18 protein-coding genes are annotated in these 21,627 nt (G+C 72.8%); 6 read left to right on the plus strand and 12 right to left on the minus strand.

The annotated features are described in order from the left end of the window. Positions 1–46 precede the first annotated feature (46 nt). Positions 47–775, plus strand: coding sequence for a tetratricopeptide repeat protein (locus HNR19_RS23620; protein WP_179669062.1), 729 nt, complete (start codon positions 47–49; stop codon positions 773–775). Here HNR19_RS23620 and trmB read toward each other — a convergent pair. The 7 genes from trmB to HNR19_RS17310 form a co-directional block, all read right to left on the minus strand. Further along, complete coding sequence (gene trmB / locus HNR19_RS17280) at positions 747–1,484, minus strand: tRNA (guanosine(46)-N7)-methyltransferase TrmB (protein WP_179669063.1); 738 nt, start codon at positions 1,482–1,484, stop codon at positions 747–749. The genes HNR19_RS23620 and trmB overlap by 29 nt on opposite strands. A gap of 239 nt (positions 1,485–1,723) precedes the next feature. Further along, positions 1,724–2,917 (minus strand): elongation factor Tu, encoded by a 1,194-nt coding sequence (gene tuf, locus HNR19_RS17285; protein WP_179669064.1) that lies wholly within the window; start codon positions 2,915–2,917, stop codon positions 1,724–1,726. A gap of 79 nt (positions 2,918–2,996) precedes the next feature. After that, entirely contained in the window at positions 2,997–5,120 is a 2,124-nt protein-coding gene (gene fusA / locus HNR19_RS17290; protein ID WP_179669065.1) for an elongation factor G, read from the minus strand. Positions 5,121–5,205: 85 nt separating this feature from the next. Further along, on the minus strand, positions 5,206–5,676 hold the full coding sequence (rpsG, locus tag HNR19_RS17295; protein ID WP_179669066.1) for a 30S ribosomal protein S7: 471 nt from the start codon (positions 5,674–5,676) through the stop codon (positions 5,206–5,208). Positions 5,677–5,678: 2 nt separating this feature from the next. Then, entirely contained in the window at positions 5,679–6,050 is a 372-nt protein-coding gene (gene rpsL, locus HNR19_RS17300) for a 30S ribosomal protein S12 (RefSeq protein WP_179669067.1), read from the minus strand. A gap of 159 nt (positions 6,051–6,209) precedes the next feature. Continuing rightward, positions 6,210–7,484 (minus strand): MFS transporter, encoded by a 1,275-nt coding sequence (locus HNR19_RS17305; protein WP_179670350.1) that lies wholly within the window; start codon positions 7,482–7,484, stop codon positions 6,210–6,212. 80 nt (positions 7,485–7,564) lie between these two features. Beyond that, positions 7,565–9,004: a solute carrier family 23 protein gene (locus HNR19_RS17310; RefSeq protein ID WP_179669068.1), complete on the minus strand. Its 1,440-nt coding sequence runs from the start codon at positions 9,002–9,004 to the stop codon at positions 7,565–7,567. 83 nt (positions 9,005–9,087) lie between these two features. Between HNR19_RS17310 and HNR19_RS17315 the strand changes: the two genes are divergently transcribed. Then, the gene (locus tag HNR19_RS17315; protein ID WP_343047253.1) at positions 9,088–9,399 is read left to right on the plus strand and encodes a DUF2530 domain-containing protein; all 312 of its coding nucleotides are present in this window, start codon (positions 9,088–9,090) and stop codon (positions 9,397–9,399) included. Between the two features lie 152 nt (positions 9,400–9,551). Here HNR19_RS17315 and HNR19_RS17320 read toward each other — a convergent pair whose 3' ends face one another. After that, entirely contained in the window at positions 9,552–10,346 is a 795-nt protein-coding gene (locus HNR19_RS17320) for a DUF3027 domain-containing protein (protein ID WP_179669069.1), read from the minus strand. A gap of 68 nt (positions 10,347–10,414) precedes the next feature. Between HNR19_RS17320 and HNR19_RS17325 the strand changes: the two genes are divergently transcribed. Beyond that, positions 10,415–11,902 (plus strand): MFS transporter, encoded by a 1,488-nt coding sequence (locus HNR19_RS17325; protein ID WP_343047255.1) that lies wholly within the window; start codon positions 10,415–10,417, stop codon positions 11,900–11,902. A 237-nt stretch (positions 11,903–12,139) separates the two neighbouring features. Here the strand turns inward: HNR19_RS17325 and HNR19_RS17330 are convergent, their stop codons facing one another. Then, complete coding sequence (locus HNR19_RS17330) at positions 12,140–12,535, minus strand: cold shock domain-containing protein (protein ID WP_179669070.1); 396 nt, start codon at positions 12,533–12,535, stop codon at positions 12,140–12,142. 186 nt (positions 12,536–12,721) lie between these two features. Here HNR19_RS17330 and HNR19_RS17335 point away from each other — a divergent pair, with 186 nt between their 5' ends. Both HNR19_RS17335 and HNR19_RS17340 read left to right on the plus strand, forming a co-directional pair. After that, positions 12,722–14,842: a S8 family serine peptidase gene (locus tag HNR19_RS17335; RefSeq protein ID WP_179669071.1), complete on the plus strand. Its 2,121-nt coding sequence runs from the start codon at positions 12,722–12,724 to the stop codon at positions 14,840–14,842. After that, on the plus strand, positions 14,839–15,453 hold the full coding sequence (locus tag HNR19_RS17340; protein ID WP_179669072.1) for a GNAT family N-acetyltransferase: 615 nt from the start codon (positions 14,839–14,841) through the stop codon (positions 15,451–15,453). Before HNR19_RS17335 ends, HNR19_RS17340 begins: the two co-directional genes overlap by 4 nt. A 13-nt stretch (positions 15,454–15,466) precedes the next feature. Here the strand turns inward: HNR19_RS17340 and HNR19_RS17345 are convergent, their stop codons facing one another. The 3 genes from HNR19_RS17345 to HNR19_RS17355 are packed head-to-tail and all read right to left on the minus strand — an operon-like array spanning position 15,467 to position 19,229. Beyond that, the gene (locus HNR19_RS17345) at positions 15,467–16,576 is read right to left on the minus strand and encodes an RDD family protein (protein WP_179669073.1); all 1,110 of its coding nucleotides are present in this window, start codon (positions 16,574–16,576) and stop codon (positions 15,467–15,469) included. Between the two features lie 29 nt (positions 16,577–16,605). Beyond that, the gene (locus HNR19_RS17350; protein WP_179669074.1) at positions 16,606–18,408 is read right to left on the minus strand and encodes an FHA domain-containing protein; all 1,803 of its coding nucleotides are present in this window, start codon (positions 18,406–18,408) and stop codon (positions 16,606–16,608) included. Continuing rightward, positions 18,405–19,229, minus strand: coding sequence for a PP2C family protein-serine/threonine phosphatase (locus tag HNR19_RS17355; protein ID WP_179669075.1), 825 nt, complete (start codon positions 19,227–19,229; stop codon positions 18,405–18,407). The genes HNR19_RS17350 and HNR19_RS17355 overlap by 4 nt, the downstream gene beginning before the upstream one ends. Positions 19,230–19,283: 54 nt before the next feature. Here HNR19_RS17355 and HNR19_RS17360 point away from each other — a divergent pair, with 54 nt between their 5' ends. Continuing rightward, the gene (locus HNR19_RS17360; RefSeq protein WP_179669076.1) at positions 19,284–21,569 is read left to right on the plus strand and encodes a helicase-associated domain-containing protein; all 2,286 of its coding nucleotides are present in this window, start codon (positions 19,284–19,286) and stop codon (positions 21,567–21,569) included. Positions 21,570–21,627 lie beyond the last annotated feature (58 nt).

Below are 21,627 nucleotides of genomic sequence, written 5' to 3' on the forward strand. Positions count from 1 at the left end.
GGAAGATCTCCTGCGGTGGGCGCGCGCGGGCTGCCAGACTCGTCGGGTGCACCCCTCGGACCTGTGGGACTTCGACGATCCGGCCGGCTCGGAGCAGCGGTTCCGCGCCGCCGCCGACGACGCGCAGGGCCCGGCGCGCGACGTGCTGCTGACACAGGTGGCGCGGGCCCTCGGCCTCCAGGAGCGGTACGACGCCGCGCACGCGCTGCTCGACGGGCTCGACCCCGCGTCGTCGCCCGAGGTCGCCGTACGAGTGCTGCTCGAGCGGGGCCGGTTGCTGCGGTCCGCGGGCGACCCCGACGGCGCGCGGACGGTGTTCGAAGAGGCCGTACGGCGCGCGCAGGCCGTCGGGCTCGACGAGCTGCACGTCGACGCGCTCCACATGGTGGCGCTGGTCGCCGCGCCGGAGGAGCAGGTCGCGATCGCGGAGGCGGCGCTCGCCCTCGCGCGGTCGAACACCGATCCGCGCGCCCGTGACTGGGACGCCTCCCTGCTCAACAACGTCGGGATGACCCACGCCGACGCCGAGGACTGGCCGGCCGCCCTCGCGGCGTTCGAGGAGGCGCTCGCCGCGCGGGAGCGGATCGGCGACGACGGCCGCACCCGCGTCGCCCGCTGGATGGTCGCGTGGGCGCTGCGCAACCTCGGCCGGAACGACGAAGCGTTCGAGATGCAGACCGCGCTGAAGGCAGAGCTGGAGGCGATCGGCGAGGAGGACCCCTACGTCGACGAGGAGCTGGAGATCCTCAGGTCCGGCGGTAGCACAGGTCGGTGATCTGCCGGCCCTTCTCGACGCCCTTGCGCTCGAACTTCGTGACCGGACGCTCGGCCCACCGCTCCACGACGCCGCCCTCGAGTGCGGGCTCGGCGTCGAGGACCTCGACCATCTGCTCGGCGTAGTCGGCCCAGTCCGTGGCCAGCCGCCACACGCCACCGGGCCGCAGCCGGTCGGCGACCAACGCGGCGAACCGGGCGTTGACCAGGCGCCGCTTGTGGTGGCGGGTCTTGTGCCACGGGTCGGGGAAGAACGTCCACAGCTCGGCGATGCTCCCCGGCCCCAGTAGGTGCTCCAGCGACCACGCGGCGTCGACGCCGCAGAAGCGCACGTTGGTCGCGCCGGCCTCGGCGACCCGGGCCAGGGCCGAGGCCACGCCGGGCCGCCAGACCTCGAAGGCCAGCACGTCGTACGTCGGCCGCGCGGCGGCGAGCGGCCCGGTGGCCTCGCCTACGCCGGGGCCGATCTCGACGATCAGCCCGTCGCGCTCCTGCGCCGTACGGCCGAACCAGGCGTCGAGCGAGAACGACGGGTCGTCGACCGCCTCGTCGGGGATCACCCACGCCTCGCTGTGCGCCGCCCAGGCCTCCGCCTGGAGCGGCGTGAACCGGCTGCCGCGGCGGGAGTAGCTGAGCACCTCCCGCATCCGCCGGCCGTCCTCGGTGAGTTTGAGGTGGGGGCGCGCGGGAGGCGTGCGTTCATCGTTCATGTGGTGCTGTCCTCTGTGGGCGCGGAAGCTGGGCTGTGGGCGGGCGCCGCTGGCGGGGATCGCCGAGTCGGCAGAAATTCGCACGCTCAGGCGGTCGAGTCGTCAGAAGTTCGCATTCTGGGCGTGCGAATTTCGGCCGACTCGGCTCCCAACGAAGGCGGCGGACCACCTCATCAACGCGAAAGCCCCCCTCGCCTGGCGGCTCGGGGGGCTTCCGACGTTGATCAGACGGTCACGAACTACTTCGTAATCTTCGTGACCCGGCCGGCGCCGACGGTGCGGCCACCCTCACGGATCGCGAACCGCAGGCCCTCGTCCATCGCGATGGGCTGGATGAGCTCGACCGACATCTCGGTGTTGTCACCCGGCATGACCATCTCGGTGCCCTCGGGGAGGGTAACGACGCCGGTCACGTCCGTCGTGCGGAAGTAGAACTGCGGGCGGTAGTTGTTGAAGAACGGCGTGTGACGGCCGCCCTCGTCCTTCGAGAGGATGTAGACCGAGGCCTCGAAGTTGGTGTGCGGGGTGGTCGTGCCCGGCTTGATCACGACCATGCCGCGCTCGACGTCCTCGCGCTTGGTGCCGCGGAGGAGGAGACCGACGTTCTCACCGGCCTGGCCCTCGTCGAGGAGCTTGCGGAACATCTCGACACCGGTGACGGTGGTCTTCTGCGAGGTCTCGCGGATGCCGACGATCTCGACCTCCTCGTTGACCCGCACGATGCCCCGCTCGATGCGGCCGGTGATGACCGTGCCGCGACCGGTGATCGTGAAGACGTCCTCGACGGGCATGAGGAACGGCTTGTCGGTCTCGCGCTCCGGCTGCGGGATGTACTCGTCGACCGCGGTCATGAGCTCGGCGATCGAGTCGGCCCACTTCTGGTCGCCGTTGAGCGCCGGGAAGGCGGCCACGCGCACGACGGGGACGTCGTCGCCCGGGAACTCGTACTCGGAGAGGAGCTCGCGCACCTCCATCTCGACGAGCTCGATGAGCTCCTCGTCGTCGACCATGTCGCACTTGTTGAGCGCCACGACCAGGGCCGGCACGCCGACCTGGCGGGCGAGCAGCACGTGCTCACGGGTCTGCGGCATCGGGCCGTCGGTCGCGGCAACCACCAGGATCGCGCCGTCCATCTGCGCGGCACCGGTGATCATGTTCTTGATGTAGTCCGCGTGACCGGGGCAGTCGACGTGCGCGTAGTGGCGCGCCTCGGTCTGGTACTCGATGTGCGCGATCGAGATGGTGATACCGCGCTGCCGCTCCTCGGGAGCCTTGTCGATCGAGTCGAACGGCGACGCCTCGTTGAGGTCCGGGTACTTGTCGTGCAGGACCTTCGAGATCGCCGCGGTCAGCGTGGTCTTGCCGTGGTCGATGTGACCGATCGTGCCGATGTTCACGTGCGGCTTGGTCCGCTCGAACTTCGCCTTAGCCACTGGGGCTCCTCCTGGTGTGTTTACTTACCTGACTCGTACTGAAGGGGTGGTGCCGAGGCCTGCTGCCAGTAGTCGGTGACTACTCGCCGCGCGCCTTCTTGATGATCTCGTCGGCGACGTTCGTGGGAACCTCGGCGTACGAGTCGAACTCCATCGAGTACGAGGCCTGGCCGGAGGTCTTGGACCTCAGGTCGCCAACGTACCCGAACATCTCTGACAGCGGCACAAGGGCGCTGACGACCAGGTCGCCGTGACGCTCCTCCTGCGCGCGGATCTGGCCACGGCGGGAGTTGATGTCGCCGATCACGGTGCCGAGGAAGCTCTCCGGCGTGGTGACCTCGACGGCGAACATCGGCTCCAGCAGGACCGGCTTGGCCATCCGGGCTGCCTCCTTGAAGGACTGCAGGCCGGCGATCTTGAACGCGAGCTCGGACGAGTCGACGTCGTGGTAGGCGCCGTCCTCGAGGGTGAACTTCACGTCGACCATCGGGTAGCCGGCGAGCACGCCGAACTCCATGGCCTCCTGGCCACCGTTGTCGACCGAGGGGATGTACTCCTTCGGCACGCGACCACCGGTGACGTTGTTGACGAACTCGTAGCCCGCGCCGGTGCCGGTCTCGGGGTCGATGTTCGGCTCCAGCGAGATGACGACCTTCGCGAACTGACCCGAGCCACCCGTCTGCTTCTTGTGGGTGTAGGAGTGGTTGGAGACCGTGCCGCGGATGGTCTCGCGGTAGGCGACCTGCGGCTTGCCGACGGTCGCCTCGACGCGGAACTCGCGCTTCATCCGGTCGACGAGGACCTCCAGGTGGAGCTCGCCCATGCCCGCGATGATGGTCTGGCCCGTCTCCTCGTCGGTCTTGACGGTGAAGGTCGGGTCCTCCTCGGCGAGCCGCTGGATCGCGACGCCGAGCTTCTCCTGGTCGCTCTTGGTCTTCGGCTCGATGGCGACCTCGATCACCGGGGCGGGGAACGTCATCGACTCCAGCACGACCTGCTGGTTGGAGTCGGAGAGCGTGTGGCCCGTCCGGGTGTCCTTGAGGCCCATGACGGCGACGATCTGGCCGGCGCCGACCGACGCGATCTCCTCACGCTTGTTGGCGTGCATCTGGTAGACCTTGCCGATCCGCTCCTTGCGGCCGTTCGAGGTGTTGAGCACCGTGGCGCCCGCCTCGAGCTTGCCGGAGTAGACGCGGATGAACGTCAGCTTGCCGAGGTGCGGGTCGGCCGCGATCTTGAACGCGAGCGCGGCGAGAGGCTCGTCGTCGGACGGCTTCCGCTTGACCTCGTTCTCCTCGGTCTCGTCGGCACCCGGCTTGTGGCCGACGATCGCCTCGACGTCGAGCGGCGAGGGGAGGTAGTCGACGATCGCGTCGAGCAGGGGCTGCACGCCCTTGTTCTTGAACGCGGTGCCGGTGAGGATCGGGTTGAGCTTGTCGGCGAGGGTCGCGCGGCGGATGGCGGCCTTCAGGGTCGGCACGTCGAAGACGTCGCCGTCCTCGAGGTAGACCTCCATGATGTCGTCGTCGGCCTCGGCGAGGGTCTCGACGAGCTTCTCGCGCCACTCGGCGGCCTTCTCGACCAGGTCGGCCGGAATCTCCTCGACGACGTAGTCCTCGCCCTGGGCGGTCTCACCGCGCCAGACCTTCGCGTTCATCTCGACCAGGTCGACGACGCCGATGAAGTCGGACTCGGCGCCGATCGGGAGCTGGAGGACCAGCGGGGTCGAGTTGAGCTTGTCGACGATGGAGTCGACGACCTTGTAGAAGTCGGCGCCGGTGCGGTCGAGCTTGTTGACGAAGCACATCCGCGGGACGGCGTACTTGTTGGCCTGGCGCCACACGGTCATCGACTGCGGCTCGACGCCGGCCACGCCGTCGAAGACGGCGACGGCACCGTCGAGGACGCGCAGCGAGCGCTCCACCTCGACGGTGAAGTCGACGTGGCCCGGGGTGTCGATGATGTTGATCTGGTGGTTCTTCCACCAGCAGGTCGTCGCGGCCGACGTGATCGTGATGCCGCGCTCCTGCTCCTGCTCCATCCAGTCCATGGTGGCCGCGCCCTCGTGGACCTCACCGATCTTGTACGAGATACCGGTGTAGAACAGGATGCGCTCGGTGGTGGTGGTCTTGCCGGCGTCGATGTGCGCCATGATGCCGATGTTGCGGACGACGTTGAGGTCCGTCGTGATGTCGACTGCCACGTGAGTCAGCGTTCCTTAGGTTGAATGGAGTCAGGGATGCGGTGACCGGCGGGAGGACGGCTGGCGCCGTGCTCCCGCCGCACGATCACCAGCGGTAGTGGGCGAAGGCCTTGTTGGACTCGGCCATCTTGTGGGTGTCCTCGCGCTTCTTGACGGCCGCACCGAGGCCGTTGGAGGCGTCGAGGATCTCGTTCATGAGGCGCTCGGCCATGGTCTTCTCACGCCGCTCCTGGGCGTAGCCGACGAGCCAGCGCAGCGCGAGCGTGGTGCCGCGGTTGCCCTTGACCTCGATCGGGACCTGGTAGGTCGCACCACCGACGCGGCGGGACTTGACCTCGATCGCGGGGCGGACGTTGTCCAGCGCGCGCTTGAGGGTGATCACCGGGTCGGCACCGGTCTTGTCACGGGTGCCCTCGAGGGCGGAGTAGACGATCCGCTGGGCGACCTGCTTCTTGCCGTCCTGGAGGACCTTGGAGACCAGCTGGCTGACGAGCTGGGACCCGTAGACCGGGTCGATGTCGATGGGGCGCTTCGGCGCGGGACCCTTGCGAGGCATCCTTACTTCTCCTTCTTCGCGCCGTAGCGGCTGCGCGCCTGCTTACGGTTCTTCACGGCCTGGGTGTCGAGCGCACCGCGGATGACCTTGTAGCGGACACCGGGCAGGTCCTTCACACGACCGCCGCGGACGAGCACGATCGAGTGCTCCTGGAGGTTGTGACCCTCACCCGGGATGTAAGCGGTGACCTCGACGCCGGAGGAGAGGCGCACACGGGCGACCTTCCGGAGGGCGGAGTTCGGCTTCTTCGGGGTGGTGGTGTAGACGCGGGTGCACACACCGCGACGCTGGGGCGAACCCTTCAGGGCAGGCGTCTTGTTCTTGGACACCTTGTCCTGGCGGCCCTTGCGGACCAACTGGTTGATGGTGGGCACCTGGTGGTTCCCTTTCCTGTCTGCTCACACGCACCGACGACCTGCCGGAGCGGGGGTGTTGCGGTCTTGCTCTTGTGCCGTGGAGAACGCCCGTCGATGGGCGCGCGCGACGTGCCTAGGAGCCCCAGGCACGATGACCGAGCCTACCCGTGGGCCAGATCAGGTGCCAAATCGCGCAACGGCGGGCTCGGGACGGTGTTCCGCCGCGGCGACACGCCGTTCGGCGGCGGCCCGGACGACGAGCGCCAGTAGCACCCCGAGCAGCACCAGCGAGCCGCCGACGATCAGCGTCCAGCGGGCGCCGTACGTCTCCCCGATCCAGCCGATCACGGGCGCTCCGAGCGGGGTCCCGCCCATGACGATCGTCATGTAGATCGCCATCACCCGGCCGCGCAGCTCGGGGTCGGACTCGACCTGGAGCGTGGAGTTCGCCGAGTTGAGGAGCGTGATCGTGCTGAAGCCGATCAGCGGGCTGAACAGCATGAAGGCGACGTACGACGGCAGCAGGCCCGCGACGATCTCGGCGACGCCGAACGCGACCCCTGCGGCGAGCAGCAGCCGCATGCGCACCCGGGTGCGACCGGCGGCCAGGAGGGCGCCGGTGAGCGAGCCGACCGCGAGCGCGGAGCCGAGGAGACCGAACTCGCCCGCGCCCTTGCCGAACTCCTCGGTGGCCATCAGCGCGGAGGTCATCTGGAAGTTCATGCCGAACGTGCCGGCGAAGAACACGACGACGAGGATCATCAGCATCTTCGGCTGCCCGGCGAGGTAGCGCACGCCCTCGAGCAGCATCCCGGGGCGGCACCCCGCCGGCCGCGGCGAGTGGAGCGCCGCGGTGTCCATCCGCTCGAGCTGGACGATCACGGCGAAGTAGGACACGGCGTTGGCGAGGATCACCCAGCCGGTGGCGGTCATGCCGCCGCCGAGCAGCCCGATCAGGAGGCCGGCCAACGCCGGGCCGGCGATGCGGGCGGTGTTGAACGCCGCGGAGTTGAGGCTCACGGCGTTGGTGACGTCGTCCTGCCCGACCATCTCGGACACGAACGACTGCCGGGCGGGCGCGTCGAAGGCGGCGCCGACGCCGAAGGCGAACGCGAGGGCGTAGACGTACTCGGTCCTCGCCTCCCCCGCGACGGCGACCACGCCGAGCAGGAGGGCGGCGAGCGCCATGGTCGCCTGGGTGATCTGCAGCAGCCGGCGCTTCGGGAAGCGGTCGGCGACCACGCCGGCGTACGGCGAGAGGAGCAGGATCGGGAGGAACTGGAGGCCGGTCGTGATGCCGAGCTCGGCACCGCCGTTGCCGGGGATCGAGAGGACCAGCCAGTCCTGGGCGACGCGCTGCATCCAGGTCCCGACGTTCGAGACGATGCTGGCGACGAAGTAGCGCCGGTAGTTGCGGTGGGAGAGGGAGCGGAAGGTCGGGCTCGTGGCTATCTCTCCTCTGTCCGGCGGGCTACGTCAGGACAACTGCTTGACAGACGCAACTATTCCCACCGGACCGAGGAATCTGCGCCTCAGGTCAGCAGGCGCGTCAGCGGGTCGATCGCGAAGTAGACGACGAACAGGCCGGCGACGACCCACATCAGCGGGTGCAGCTGGGCGGCCTTCCCACGGACGATCTTGAGGAAGGTGTACGCCACGAACCCGGCGCCGATGCCGACGGTGATCGAGTAGGTGAACGGCATCAGCACGATCGTCAGGAACGCCGGGATGGCGATCTCGACGTCGTCCCAGGCGATGCCGGTGACCTGCTGCATCATCAGGAAGCCGACGAGCACGAGCGCCGGGACGGCCGCCTCGGACGGGATCATCGCGACGAACGGCGCGAGGAAGATCGTCAGCAGGAACAGCACGCCGGTCACGACCGACGCCAGCCCGGTGCGGGCGCCCTCGCCGACGCCCGAGGCCGACTCGATGTAGGACGTGTTCGACGAGACGCCGGCGGCACCGCCCGCGGCGGCCGCGATCGAGTCGACCACCAGGATCCGCTGCGTGTGGGGCGGCATCCCCTCCTCGTCGAGGAGGTTGGCCTCCGCGCCGATCGCGGTCATCGTGCCCATGGTGTCGAAGAAGTCGGCGAGCAGCAGCGAGAAGACGAGGAGCAGCACCGTGACGACGCCGGCGTTCTCCCACGAGCCGAGCAGGCTGAACTCGCCGAGCGTTCCGAAGTCGGGCGCCGACCACGCGTCGTCGGGCCAGGCCGGGACGGTGAGCGCCCAGCCGAGGTCGTCGCCGATCGCCTCCACGACGAACGCCGCGGCGGTCATCACCACGATCGAGATCAGGATCGCGCCGCGCACGTTGCGGGCCCACAGGGCCAGCATCAGCAGGAGGCCGACGAGGAAGATCAGCACCGGCCACCCGTCGAGGTTGCCGTCGGCGCCGAACTGGACCGGGACCGTGGTGTTGGCGATGTCGGGGATCCGGGTGACGACGCCGGCGTCGACGAAGCCGATCAGGGCGATGAAGAGACCGATGCCCACCGAGATCGCGATCTTGAGCTGCGCGGGCACGGCCTTGAACACCGCCACCCGGAAGCCGGTGAGGACCAGCACCAGGATGATCAGGCCCTCCATCACCACCAGGCCCATCGCGTCGGCCCAGGTCATCTGGCTCGCGATGCTGAACGCGACGAACGCGTTGAGCCCGAGGCCTGTCGCCAGCGCGAGCGGGTAGTTGGCCACGACCCCCATGAGGATCGTCAGCACGCCGGCCACCAGCGCCGTACCGGCGGCGATCGCGGCGAGGTTGGGCTCGGAGCCGCCGCCGAGGAACTGCCCGTCGACGTCCTGGGCGAAGCCGAGGATCAGCGGGTTGAGGACGACGATGTAGGCCATCGTGAAGAACGTGACGACGCCACCGCGGACCTCACGTCCGACGGTGGAGCCACGCTCCCCGATCCGGAAGAAGCGGTCCAGTGGGTTCGCGCCCGCGGGTGTGGTGGAGGTGCTCACGGGGCCGCAGCATTGCAGAACCGGCGCCCGGACCGATACCCGCCTCGTCGCGTCGGCGCGTCCGGCCGGGATACCGTGGAGACGTGGAATTGCGCGACGAGCAGCCGATGCAGCACGAGATCGGCAACCGGACCTACCTCATCGCGCCCGTGGAGCCCCTCGACGTCGACGGCGTCCGCACGGTGCAGGTCGGCACCGGCATCTTCTTCCTGGCGTTCCTCGCCCTGCTGCCGTTCTACAGCCAGCTCGAGCAGTCCGACCGGCTCTGGGTGCTGTGGATGTGCCTCGCCGGCGTCGGCCTCGGCCTGCTCGGCGCGGAGTACTGCAAGCGGCGCCGAGTCGTCCGCTCCGCCCGTGACGCCGAGCGCGAAGCCGAGATCGAGTCGAGCGAGTAGGTCTGGCCGCCGAGACGCCTCGCACCGAGGCCGCCTCGACCGCGAGCCGGCAGCGCGGCGCCCGCCGCGCAGCGCGTCGATCGTGAAGCCTGGGGCGGAGCTTGCGGAGCCCCGGGCGAGCGGTCGACTGGCGACGCGCTCGGCAATTCAGCTCAGAAGAGGTCGAGCTCGTCGGCGGTGACGGTGTCGACCACCGGCGGGGCCGGCGGCACCGGCTGCTGGCGCTTGCTGAGCCGCACCTCCGAGTGCGCGCCGCAGCCGTGGTCGAACGTCACCACGCGGCCGTCGTCGTTGGCGTCGCCGTTGGCGCACACGCCGAACATCTCCGACAGCGGGCCCGCGAGCCGCACCAGGAAGCCGCACGTGCGGCACTGGTCGGGCGCCGACTTCGCCAGCGGGGAGTCGGGGCCGCCCTCGCCGTCGTGCCAGCGCTCGGCTGCGAGGTCGCGGCCCTCCGGGGACAGGGTGCGCACGCGGCCCAGGCCGAGGTCCTTGGCGACGGTGCGGATCTGGGCCTTGGCGTCGGCGTCGAGCGGGTCGTCGCCGAAGGAGTAGGTCGGGACCAGGCGCGGGTCGTCGTCCTCGACGGGCAGCAGGTCGCCGGGCGAGAGGTCGCCGGCCTTGAGCCTCTCGCGGTAGGGCACCCAGGCGGGCGCGACGATGGCGTCGGGGCCGGGCAGCAGCACGACCTCGACGACGGTGACCCGCTTCTGCCGCGACGCGCGGGTCAGCGTGACCGCCCACTGCCAGCCGACGTAGCCCTTGCGGGTGCACGCGAACAGATGGGTCACGACGCGGAGGCCGTCGAGCTGGTGGCCGAGGTAGTCGCCGACGTCCTCGGCGGGCACGTCCTCGAGCAGCGCCGCGCGCGCGTCGTCGACCGCGGCCGCCGTGACGGCGTCGGTCAGCTTCTTCGCGAGCGTGGACACGGGCACAGCATCCCTCATCCGCGGGCGCGCCGTCACGTCGGGGTCTTGCGGCGTGGCGTGCCCCGCGAGCGGGCAAGATAGGACCCGTGAGCTATCCGCCCCCTCCCCCGCCGACCGGATCCGGTCCGGGGACGGGCGGCGACCGCGAGGTCTTCGACCAGGAGACGGCGCCGATCACCCAGCCGTCGGCCGACGACGCGGACACCCGGACGATGACCCAGAGCCTGGGCGGAGGCGCCCGGGCGACCGCGCGCGGCGTCGGCGGCGCGATGCGCGGGATGGGCCGCTTCAGCGCATCGACACTCCGGGCGGCCCGCAAGGCCGCCGGCGCGCAGGGCGCCGACCGCTCCGGCCTCAACCGGCTGATCGAGCTGCACGCGAGCAACGCGGCCGGCGACGCCGCGGTGGCGATCGCGCTCGCCGGCACGATCTTCTTCGCGGGCGCGACGAGCGACGCGCGCGGCCAGGTCGCGCTCTTCCTCGGCCTGACGATGCTGCCGTTCGCGATCGTGGCGCCCCTGATCGGCCCGTTCCTCGACCGGTTCAGCCACGGCCGCCGGTGGGCGATCGGCGCGACCTTCGCGATCCGCGGCTTCCTGTGCTGGGTCCTCGCGGGCGCGGTCGCGGCCGAGTCGGTGTGGTTCTACCCCGCCGCGCTCGGCGTGCTCGTCTCCTCCAAGGCGTACGGCGTCACCCGGGCCAGCGCGGTGCCCCGGCTCGCGCCGGCGGAGATGACGCTCGTCAAGGCCAACGGACGGGTCTCCCTCGCCGGCGTGGTGGGCGCATCCGTCTCCGCCCCGCTAGCGGGCGCGGCGGCGTACTTCGGGACGGAGTGGGCGCTGCGCTACGCCTTCCTCGTCTTCGTCGTCGGCACCATCCTCGCGATCGTCCTGCCCAAGCAGGTCGACTCCACCGAGGGAGAGCAGCAGGTCAGCGGCAAGCACCCCGTAGCGGGAGAGAAGCGCACCGGCATCCCGCCGAAGGTCGCGTTCGCGCTCCGCGCCAACTGCGGCCCGCGCTGGCTGTCGGGGTTCCTGACGATGTACATGGCATTCCTGCTGCGCGAGACACCGATCGACGGCTGGGAGGACCGCAGCACGCTGCTGATCGGCCTCGTCATCGGCGCGGCAGGCCTCGGCAACACCCTCGGCATCGTCGTCGCGTCGGTGGCGCGGAAGATCAACCCCGCGGTCACCGTCGTCGCCGCGCTCCTCGCCGACATCGCCCTCGTGGTGCTGGCCGCCCTCTTCTACAGCCTGATCCCACTGGTCGCGCTCGGCCTCACCGCGGGCCTCACCCAGTACCTCGCCAAGGTCAGCCTCGACTCCACCATCCAGACCGGCGTCCCCGCCCGCGCCCACGCCAGCGCCTTCGCCCGCGGCGACACCACCCTCCAGCTCGCCTGGGTCGTCGGCGGCTTCGTCGGCATCGCCATGCCCCTCGGCTGGCCGAAGTTCGGCCTCGCCGTCGCCGCCGTCACCCTCACCGCCTGGGCCCTCTTCGTCCTCGCCAAGCGCCCCACCCACCACCAACCCACGCCCGCGCCGGCCCCCACACCCGCCCCACCCGGGTAGGCCGCGCCCCGCGCAGGCCGATCAGTGGCGGGCGGCACTGCGGAGCCGGGTCGCCCCTCCGGGCGATTTCGCGACGACGCGCCGGCGCCCCGAGCCGAGCGGCGCAGAACCACAGAGCGCCGCCGCGCGGCGGAGCGACCAAGCCCGGAGGGGCGGCCCGGCGCAGCCGGGCCGAGCGCCCGCAGGCCTGCGTGGGGCGGGAGGCCGCAGCCCGACAACGCCGAAAGGCCGCAGCCCCTACAGCTCCAGCTCGTCCGCCAACGCCCGCAAAACCTTCGCCACCGGCTGCGCCGTACGCCGATCCGGGTGCCGCCCGTGCCGATACGCCTCACCCACGCCGTCGAGCATCCGGATCAGGTCCTCGACGATCGGGACCATCTCCTCGGGCTTCTTGCGCTTCGCGTGCGACTGGTTGCGCGCTACCGACGTCGGGGCGTCGAGCACCTTGACCTGGAGGGCCTGGTCTCCGCGGCGGCCCTGGGCGATGCCGAACTCGACGCGGGTGCCGGGCTTGAGGTTGGTGGTGCCCTCGGGCAGCGCGTCGACGTGGACGTAGACGTCCGGTCCGTCGGGTTGCGACAGGAAGCCGAAACCCTTGCCCGCGTCGAACCACTTCACCTTGCCAGTCGGCACCGACTCGCCCTCTCTGCTCGCGCGCGCGGTCGTTCCGCAGCGCAGCGACAGAGCCTAGCCCCCGGCCCCGACGAGGCCCCATCGGATTCCGTGCGCCCGGGACGTCGTCCCCAGGCGGGACGCGAATCTTGCGCACGGTTGGGGCGGATGGGACAGAATGTGCCTCTTTGGCGGAGGAGGCACCCCATGCGCGCAGTGCGCGGCCGGCGGCGGACCGCCGTCACGACGGCCGCCGTGGCGATGCTGGCCGCCGCCATGCCCTCCGTCCTGCCGCAGCGCGCGACCGCCGAGCACGACGCGTCCGGGTCCGCCCTCTACCTGGTGACGCTCGACGGCCCCGGCACCGCCGGCACCCGCGGCGGCCCCGCCGGCGCCGCCGGCATGCTCACGCTCCAGGACGACCTGCTCGACGCGGTCGGCGCGCCCGAGCCGGTCTACCGGTGGACGACTGCGCTCAACGGGTTCGCCGTCGAGCTCGAGCCCGACCAGGCCGACGAGCTCGGCAGCGACCGCCGGGTCGCTCTGATCGAGCGCAACCGCGTGGTGCCGCTCGCCGACGCGGCCCCGGCGCGGCCGGCCGGCGCCCCGCTCCCGCAGACCGCCGGCCAGCGGCCGTCCGGTGCCGGCACCGTGATCGGGTTCGTCGACACCGGCATCGCCCCCGAGACCCCCGCCTTCCGCGTGGCGAGCCGGCTCGGCCCGGTGCCCGACCGTTTCCGCGGCACCTGCGCCGACGCGCCCGACGACGACCGGTGGGACGCGGGGTCGTGCGACGCGAAGGTGGTGGCCGGGCAGTTCTTCGTCGAGGCGTACGGCGCCGGCCACCTCCGCAGTGCTGCCGTCCTGTCGCCCTACGACACCGACGGCCACGGCACCCGGATGGCGACGATCGCCGCCGGCGCCGCCGACGAGCAGGTGCGCGTCGCCGGGCACCGGCTCGGGCGCTTCTCGGGGGTGGCTCCGCGGGCCCGGGTGGCGGCCTACAAGGCGTGCTGGAGCGCCCCGGATCCCGACGACGACGGGTGCGCGACCGCCGACGTCGTCGCGGCGATCGACCGGGCGACGGCCGACCGGGTCGACGTGCTCAACCTCTCGATCGGCGGACCCTCGACGGTCGACACCGTCGAGCGTGCGCTCCTCGGCGCCGTGGAGCAGGGCGTCGTGGTGGTGGCAGCCGCCGGCAACGCGGGCGAGCGCGCCTACGCCGCCCACCCCGCGCCGTGGGTCGTCAGCGTCGGCGCGACGACGAGCGGCGATCAGACGGGTGACGTCGTGGTGCGCGGCAGGCACGGTCCGCGGCTGTCCGGCGCGATGGCGCTGACGAGGCCGGTGACGGGGCGGCTCGTCCGCGCCGCCGACATCGCCGCTCCTGGTGTCGCCCGCGAGACCGCGCGTCACTGCGCGCCCGGAAGCCTCGACGCGGCAGCGGCCCGCGGCGCCGTGGTGGCCTGCGTCCGCGGCGACGGCCCTCGGGTCGAGAAGTCCCGCGCCGTCGCGCTCGCGGGCGGCGTCGGGATGGTGCTGCTCAACTCCGCGCGCGGCTCGACCGATGCCGACCTGCACGCGCTCCCGACCGTGCACCTCGCCGTCAGGGAGGCGCGACGCCTGCTGGGCTGGGAGCGCCGGCATCCCGCGACGCGGGTACGCCTGGTCGCCCACGGCGTCGAGCAGCGGCGGACCGGGGTCGTCGCGTTCAGCAGCGCCGGCGACCCGACGTCGACCGTGCTCAAGCCCGACCTGGTGGCGCCCGGCTCGGAGGTCGTCGCCGCGACCGGCTCCGCGTGGGACCTCGTCACGGGCACGTCGCCGGCCGCGGCGCGGGTGGCCGGCATCGCGGCCGTGCTGCTCGGCCGGCACGGCGCCGACCCGGCCGCCGTGCGCTCCGCGCTGGTCGCGACCGCGCAGCCGGTGCCGGGCGCGCCGGCGCTGCGGTCCGGGGCCGGCACTCCGGAGATCGTCGCCTCTCCGGACCTGTCGTACCTCGCCCGGCCGCGCACGTTCCGGGCGTGGCTCGAGGGCGAACGCTCCGACGTCAACCTGCCGCAGGTCCTGCTCGGGCACGGCAGGGAGCGGGCGCGCCGTACCCTCACCAACATGGCAGACCACACCGTCGTTGCGACGGCTCGGCTGGAGGGGTTCGCCGGCGCCGTGTCGATGCGGCCGCAGTGGGCGCGGCTGCGGCCGGGTGCGTCGGTGAAGTTCCGGGTCCGGGCGACCGGCAGCCGCACGTCCACCGACGACGGGTTCGTCGTGTGGACCAGCCCCGGGCACGGCTCCGTCCGGATCCCGGTGGTGGTGACCCGGTGACCGACACGGTCGAGCCGACCGCTCCCGCGCGGCCGGTGCTCCCGCCTCCGCCGGTGCCGCTGCGCACCGAGCGGCTGCTGCTGCGCCCCGCGCGTCCCGACGACGCGCCCGACCTGGACTACTACGTCGATCCCGAGGTCGCGCGCTACCTGCCGTTCGCGGCGCTCGACCCGTCGGCGCTGCCCGAACGAGCGGTGACGCTCGCGAGCCGCACGGCGCCGTCCGAGCCCGGCGACGCGCTCAACCTCGTCGTCGAGCACGAGGGCCGGGTCGTCGGCGACGTGATGCTGCGTCTGACCGGACCGGCCCCGCCGGGAGCGTCGCCTTCGATCGGCGAGCTGGGGTGGGTGTTCTCGCCGTCGGTGGCCGGACGCGGGTTCGCGACCGAGGCGGCCCGCGCGATGGCCCGCCTCGGGTTCGAGCACTACCCGCTGCACCGCCTGATGGCGCAGCTCGACCCGCTCAACACCGCATCCGCGCGCATCTGCGAACGGCTCGGCATGAAGCACGAGGCCCACACCCGCCGCGACTTCCTGTCCCACGACGGCACCTGGAAGGACACCGCGGTCTACGGCCTGCTGCGCGAGGAGTGGGAGGCGGAGCGGGGCTGAGGCCCCGGTCGGCTCAGAGGCGCTTGACCGTCATCGTCCGGTCACCGAACCGGACGACGTCGCCGTCGAGCAAGGTGCTCGGCCGCCCGGCGGTGAGCGTGCGCGACATGCCCCGGCGTACGACGTACGACCCGTTGGTCGAGCCGCGGTCCATGACGACCAGCGCGCCGTCGGGGGCGACCTGGAACTGCGCGTGCGTCTTCGAGAGCGACATGTCGGTGGACGGCAGCGGCACCACGTGGCGGACCGGCTCGCCGGGCCGCGGCTCTGGGCGGCGGCCGACGATGGCCAGGCCCTGCACCTCGAACGTCTCCCCCGTGTCGAACGCGACCTGCCAGCGGGTCGCCGCCGCGGCCTCCCGCAGCTGGGTGGCGGCGTCCGTCGGTGGCGGCGGCGCCGGGATCCGGGTCGCCGCCGGCAGCGGGTCGGGGCGGCTGCCGTTCGGGGTGGTCTGCGCCGGGCCGTCGGCGCGGTGGCTGCCGCCGGCGGGCGCGGGGGCGGGGACGACGGCGGGAGGGGGTACGGCGTCCGCGGCCTGGTCGGGCCGCGCGAGCGCCACGGCCGGGAGCGGCGTCCCCTGCGCGGGCGTCGGCGGCGACGGCAGCAGCCGCATCGCCGTCAGGTTGACCAGCTGCTGGGGCTGCTCGTCGCGGACGTCGTCCTGCTCGGGCCGGGGCCGCACGTCGACCACGATCGCGTCGCCGATCCGGTCGTGGAGCCCGCGACGCCGGCGGGCGGGGTCCATCGCGGCGGTCCAGCCCAGGGTCGCGGCGCCGAGGCCGAGGGTGGGCAGGCCGGCCACCCCGAGCACCAGCACGCGGGTCAGCGCGGCGCCGACGCCGATCGGCGCGCCGTCGAACTGCCGCACGACGCGGAGCCCGAGCATCGCCTTGGCCGGGGTCAGGCCGGTGGTGCCGAGCAGCACCGCGGTCACGATCCCGAGCAGGACGGCCACGCCGGCGAACACCAGCAGCGCGACCGGGACCGACGTACCACCGAGCTGCCAGACGGCCGCAGCGACGCCCGCCGCCACGCCCCAGCCGAGCAGGCGGTCGACGGCGAACGCCGTGAACCGGCGCTCGAGGTCGGCGGCCGGGAACCGGCCGGTCTCTGTGTTCGTCATGGGTTCCCGAGAGGGCGTCGTCCCTGGGGTCAGGGCCGGGTGACCTGGATCGTGATGCCGTCGCCGAGGTTGATGATCGCGCCGGGGATCAGCTGTACGGCGATGCCGGGCTTGAGGTCCTCGGGACCGAGACCCGGCTGGACGAGCACGGTGCCGTTGGTCGAGCCCATATCGGTGACGACAGCCGTGCCGAGGTCCGGGCCGCCGCCCGGGCGGACCTCGACGTGGGTCGAGGAGATCTCGTGGAGGCGGCTCGGCACCGTGACGAGCAGGGGCTGCTCGGTGGAGCTGAACCGTCGCGCCTCGGGGGCGCGGCCGATGAGCACGACGCGGTCGACCATGATCGTCTGGCCGTCGGAGATCAGCAGCTTGGCGACGGGCGCGGCACCGGCCGGCGCCGCGGGCTCCGAGGGCTGGGCCGGCAGCGGCGGGGCCGCCTGCCCGCCCGCGACCGTCAGGCCGTCGTGGTCGGGGTCCGCCGCCGGCGGCGGGGGCGGTGGGTAGCCGCCGGCCGTCGGCACCGCGCCGGTGACCGGCTCCCAGGAGCCGATGCCGAGCGGCGGGGGCGGGGTGTCGGCCGGCGCATCTGGCACCGCGGGCGGCGGGGGCGGCGTCCACGCCGGCGGAGCGACCTCGGCCCCCGGAGCCTCGGGGGCGGGCGGGAGGTCGGGCGCGACGGGCGGAGGCACGGTGTCGTCGACGCCGGCCGGGCTGTCGTAGGGCGTCACCCAGCCGTCGGGAGCGGGCTCGGACGGCGGAGCCGGCGCCCCGGCGGGCTCCCAGCTCGGCGCCTCGCCCGACGGTGCGGCGGCAGGCTCGGCGGGGGCGTCCGGCGTGTCGGGCAGCGGGTCGGTGAGCGGGTCGCCGCCGACGGCGGGCATCACGTCTGTCGGCAGCAGGTCGGCCCCGTCGTCGGCCGGCATCGGCTCGTTCGGCGACGTGCCGGGGGCGAGCTCGTCGAACGGCGACATCTCGCCCGGCTCGGCGGACTCGTCGACTGCGGCCTCGGCGTCGACCGCGGGCTCCTCGTACGGCGACTCGGCCGGGGCCTCGTCGGCAGGCGTCTCGTCGACGGGAGCGTCGTCGACCGGTGCCTCGTCGACCGGTGCCTCGTCGACCGGTGCCTCGTCAGCCGCCTCGAAGGGGGCGCCCTCACCGCCGGACACCTCGGCCGGCGTCAGCTCCTCGAGCCGCTCGGAGCCGTCGGGATGCGTGTCGCCCGCCGGGACGACGACCGGAGCCGCCCCGTCGTCGCCGATCAGCGAGTGGTCGGAGATGCCGGCGACCGGCTCGGCGGTCTCGGCCTCGGGTACGGCGGCCGCGGCCGCCGGAGCGGCCTCCGCAGCGGACGCGGGGGCGGCCACGGCCGCCGGGCGGTCGACCCGCCCGACCCGCACCAGGCCCGTCGTCACCGGGAAGTCGGCGTCGGCGACCGGCTCGCCGTCCTCGGCCGGCACCTCGATGCGCAGCGCGGTGACGTCGTCGAGGCTGCGCTCGGTCCAGGTGGCGCCGGCGCCGCCGTCGAGCACGACCTCCTCGCCACCGGCGGTGAGCGTGGCCGTGACGCCGGACCCGCGCAGCAGGACGTGGGTGGGTCCCTCGGATGCGCCGACGAGCACGAAGCCGGGCAGCTTGCTCAGCCCGGATGCGAGTAGACCGTCGAGGACCTCGTCGAACCCGCCTCCGCCGTCGACGAGGGACCAGAGATCGATGACGCGGTCGCGCTCGGACTGCGGCAGCAGCACGGTGACCTGCGGCCCGAAGACTGCGAACCACGGCCCGGCCCGGTAGGACCAGGCAGCGGTGCCCGGTCCGGTGGTCGTGTCACTCATGGGAGTGCCCCCAACTTCTGCTCGAGACTCACCCTCTGCGCTTGGGAGTCGTACGGCGTGTCCTCGCCCAATCCCACCACATCCACGACGAGGGCGGTCGCGTTGTCACGTCCGCCCGCGTCCAGGGCCGCTGCCACGAGCTGGTCGGCCGCGTCGCGCGGGTCCTCACAACGGGCGAGCACGGCGGCGATCTGGTGGTCGTCGATCATGCCGCTGATGCCGTCGGAGCAGAGCAGCAGCCGCTCCGCGGAGCCCAGCGGCAGCAGGAAGTAGTCGGCCTCCGCGAGGACGGTGCCGCCCAGCGCGCGGGTGATGACGTTGCGCTCGGGATGGTCGACGGCCTGCTCGGCGGTGAGCTGGCCCGCGTCGACGAGCTCCTGCACGAGGCTGTGGTCGACACTCACCTGGTCGAGCTCGCCGTCGGTGAAGCGATAGATCCGCGAGTCCCCGACGTTGGCGAGCAGCCAGTGCGCCGTGCCGTCGTCCTGCTCCACGAGCAGCGCGACCACCGCCGTCGTACCGGCGCCCGACGTCGGGATGCCCGCCGCGTGCTGCTCGGCGTCGTACTCCCGGATCCGGAGCTGGGCCGCGAGCAGCGTCTCGGCGATCGCCTCGGCGCCGCGGGTGGCGTCGTAGCCGTCCTGCGCGAGCCGCTCGAACTCCTCGACGACGATCCGGCTGGCGACGTCGCCGGCGTCGTGGCCGCCCATCCCGTCGGCGACGACGAACACCGGCGGCGCGACGAGGAAGGAGTCCTCGTTGGCCTCACGGACCAGCCCGACATCGGTGGCGGCGGCCGCCTGTACTTCCACGCGCTTCATCGACTCTCCCTGCCGCCCGGCCCGGTCCGGCGTCATCCGACTACCGTTGTGCACGTGGCGAGGGGAGGCAAGGCAGACACGCAGCCGACCGGATATCGGTCCCTCGCCGACCAGCTGCGGTCATGGCCCGACGAACGCATCACCCGACTGCTCCTCGACCGCCCCAACCTGGCCACTCCCGCCCCTCACGATTTCGGACAACTCGCCTCCCGCGCCGCCTCCCGCAGCTCGGTCGCGCGAGCGATCGACATCCTGACGCGGGGCGAGGTCTCGGTGCTAGATGCCCTGGTGGTCGCGGGCCAAACCACGACCGCCGAGATCGCGGCGATCGTCAACGCCGACGAGGCATACGTCGCCGCGACTGTCGTGCGCCTGGTCGACCTCGCGCTGGCGTGGGAGTCGCCCGAGGGACTGCGCCCGCTGAGCACCGTCGCCGACTGCCTCGTCGGCGGCGCCGAGATGGGAGTGAGCGGGCTGCGGCCGCGCTCCGCCGAACGCCGGTCGGTCGACGAGGTCGCCGCCGTCGTACCGACCCTGTCGCCGGCGGCACGGGCGGCGCTGGAGAAGGTCGTGGCCGAGGGAGGTACGGCGCAGGCCGGCACCGCGCGGGTGGGGATCCACCCGGGCGAGGAGTCGAGCCCGGCCGAGGAGCTCATCGCGCACCGGCTGCTGCTCCCGGCCGGCGAGGGCCTGCTCGTCGCGCCGGGCGAGGTCGGGCTCGCGGTGCGCGGCGGACGCACGACCACCGACCGGATCGACCTCGCGCCCGACATCGCCTGGGCCGAGCGGCCGGTCCGGCTCGTGTCGTCGACGGCGGCGGGCGCCGCGGCGGAGTTCGTGCGGCACGCCGAGCAGCTGCTCGAGTGGTGGGGTGCCCGCCCTGCGGCGGCCCTGCGTACGGGAGGGCTCGGGGTCCGCGAGCTGCGCGCGGCGGCCGACCACCTCCAGGTCGGGGCCGCCGAGGCGGCGCTCGTCATCGAGACCGTGCACACCGCCGGACTGCTCGCGACCCGTGCCGATGCCGACGGCAACCCGGCGTGGGTGCCGACCGACGCGTTCGACGCGTGGGTGGCCGACCCGGTCGCGATGCGGTGGGCGCTCCTCGCCCGCGCGTGGCTGACCAGCCCGCGGCTGCCGTCTTTGGTCGGCGAGCGCGGTCCCGACGGCAAGCCGTGGAACGCGCTGACGCCCGAGCTCGCCTCCGCGTTGATGCCCGAGGCGAAGCGGATGGTGCTCGCCGAGCTGGTCGCCGCACCGGAGGGCCACGGGCTCGCCTCCGGCACCGGCCTCTCCTCTCTCGTGGGCCGCCTCGCCTGGCTGCGGCCGCGCCGCCCCCGCACCCGCACGGACCTCGCGGCCTGGGCTCTGGAGGAGGCGGGGCGGATCGGCCTGCTCGGGCTCGAGGCCGCGGCGCCGTACACCTCCGCGCTGCTGGCGGGCGACGACCCGGCGCCGGTGCTCGCCGAGCTGCTGCCGCCGCCCGTCGACCACGTGCTCATCCAGGCCGACCTCACCGCCGTGGCTCCCGGCCCGCTCGAGCCGGGGGTGGCCCGGTCGTTGCGGCTCGTCGCTGACGTCGAGTCGCGTGGGGCCGCGACTGTCTACCGGTTCACGCCGGCGTCGGTACGGCGCGCGCTGGACGCCGGGTGGTCGGCGGCGGAAACCCACGCGTTCCTGGCGGCGGTGTCGCGCACGCCGGTCCCGCAGCCACTGACCTACCTGGTCGACGACGCCGTGCGGACGTTCGGCCGGCTGCGGGTCGGCATCGCGGAGTCGTTCGTGCGCTCCGACGACGAGGCCGCGCTCGCCGAGCTGCTGCACCACCCGAAGGCCGGGTCACTCGGGCTGCGCCGGATCGCTCCGACCGTCGTCGTCAGCACGACCCCGCCCGACCTGCTGCTGCCGCGGCTGCGCGAGATGGGGCTGGCGCCGGTCGCGGAAGCGTCGGACGGCACGGTCCACGTCGGCACCGCCGAGCCGCTGCGGGCGCGGTCGCCGAAGGAGGCGCAGGAGCACCGGCGGGCGCTCGGCGAGGCGCGGCACGCGACGCAGGTCGCGGTCGCCGTACGGAAGCTCAGGGAGGGTGACGCTGCCGCGCAGTCACGCCCGGCGTCGGCCGACTCCCCCGCCAACGCGTTGTCCGCGCTTCGCGACGCGATCGAGCGCCGTACGTCGGTGACGATCGGCTTCACCGACAACCGCGGTGTCCTCAGCGAGATCACCGTCGACCCCCTCCGCGTCGAGGGCGGCCAGCTCACCGCCCGCGACCACGCCGATCCCGAGGGCACCCGCACCTTCCCCGTCCACCGGATCAGGACCGTCAATCCCGCCGGCACCTGAGCGTTCGTTGCCGAGTCGGCTCGTGATCACCAGCCGACTCGGCCCTCTCCCGACGTGA

It is taken from the genome of Nocardioides thalensis, assembly GCF_013410655.1.
Taxonomy (GTDB): Bacteria; Actinomycetota; Actinomycetes; order Propionibacteriales; family Nocardioidaceae; genus Nocardioides; species Nocardioides thalensis.

Excerpts from the sequence above, each read along its gene's own strand:
- HNR19_RS17345 (WP_179669073.1), bottom strand. The coding sequence starts at position 16,576 with ATGACGAACACAGAGACCGGCCGGTTCCCGGCCGCCGACCTCGAGCGC.
- HNR19_RS17355 (WP_179669075.1), bottom strand. The coding sequence starts at position 19,229 with ATGAAGCGCGTGGAAGTACAGGCGGCCGCCGCCACCGATGTCGGGCTG.
- HNR19_RS17350 (WP_179669074.1), bottom strand. The coding sequence starts at position 18,408 with ATGAGTGACACGACCACCGGACCGGGCACCGCTGCCTGGTCCTACCGG.
- rpsG (WP_179669066.1), bottom strand. The coding sequence starts at position 5,676 with ATGCCTCGCAAGGGTCCCGCGCCGAAGCGCCCCATCGACATCGACCCG.
- HNR19_RS17320 (WP_179669069.1), bottom strand. The coding sequence starts at position 10,346 with ATGAGGGATGCTGTGCCCGTGTCCACGCTCGCGAAGAAGCTGACCGAC.
- trmB (WP_179669063.1), bottom strand. The coding sequence starts at position 1,484 with ATGAACGATGAACGCACGCCTCCCGCGCGCCCCCACCTCAAACTCACC.
- HNR19_RS17335 (WP_179669071.1), top strand. The coding sequence starts at position 12,722 with ATGCGCGCAGTGCGCGGCCGGCGGCGGACCGCCGTCACGACGGCCGCC.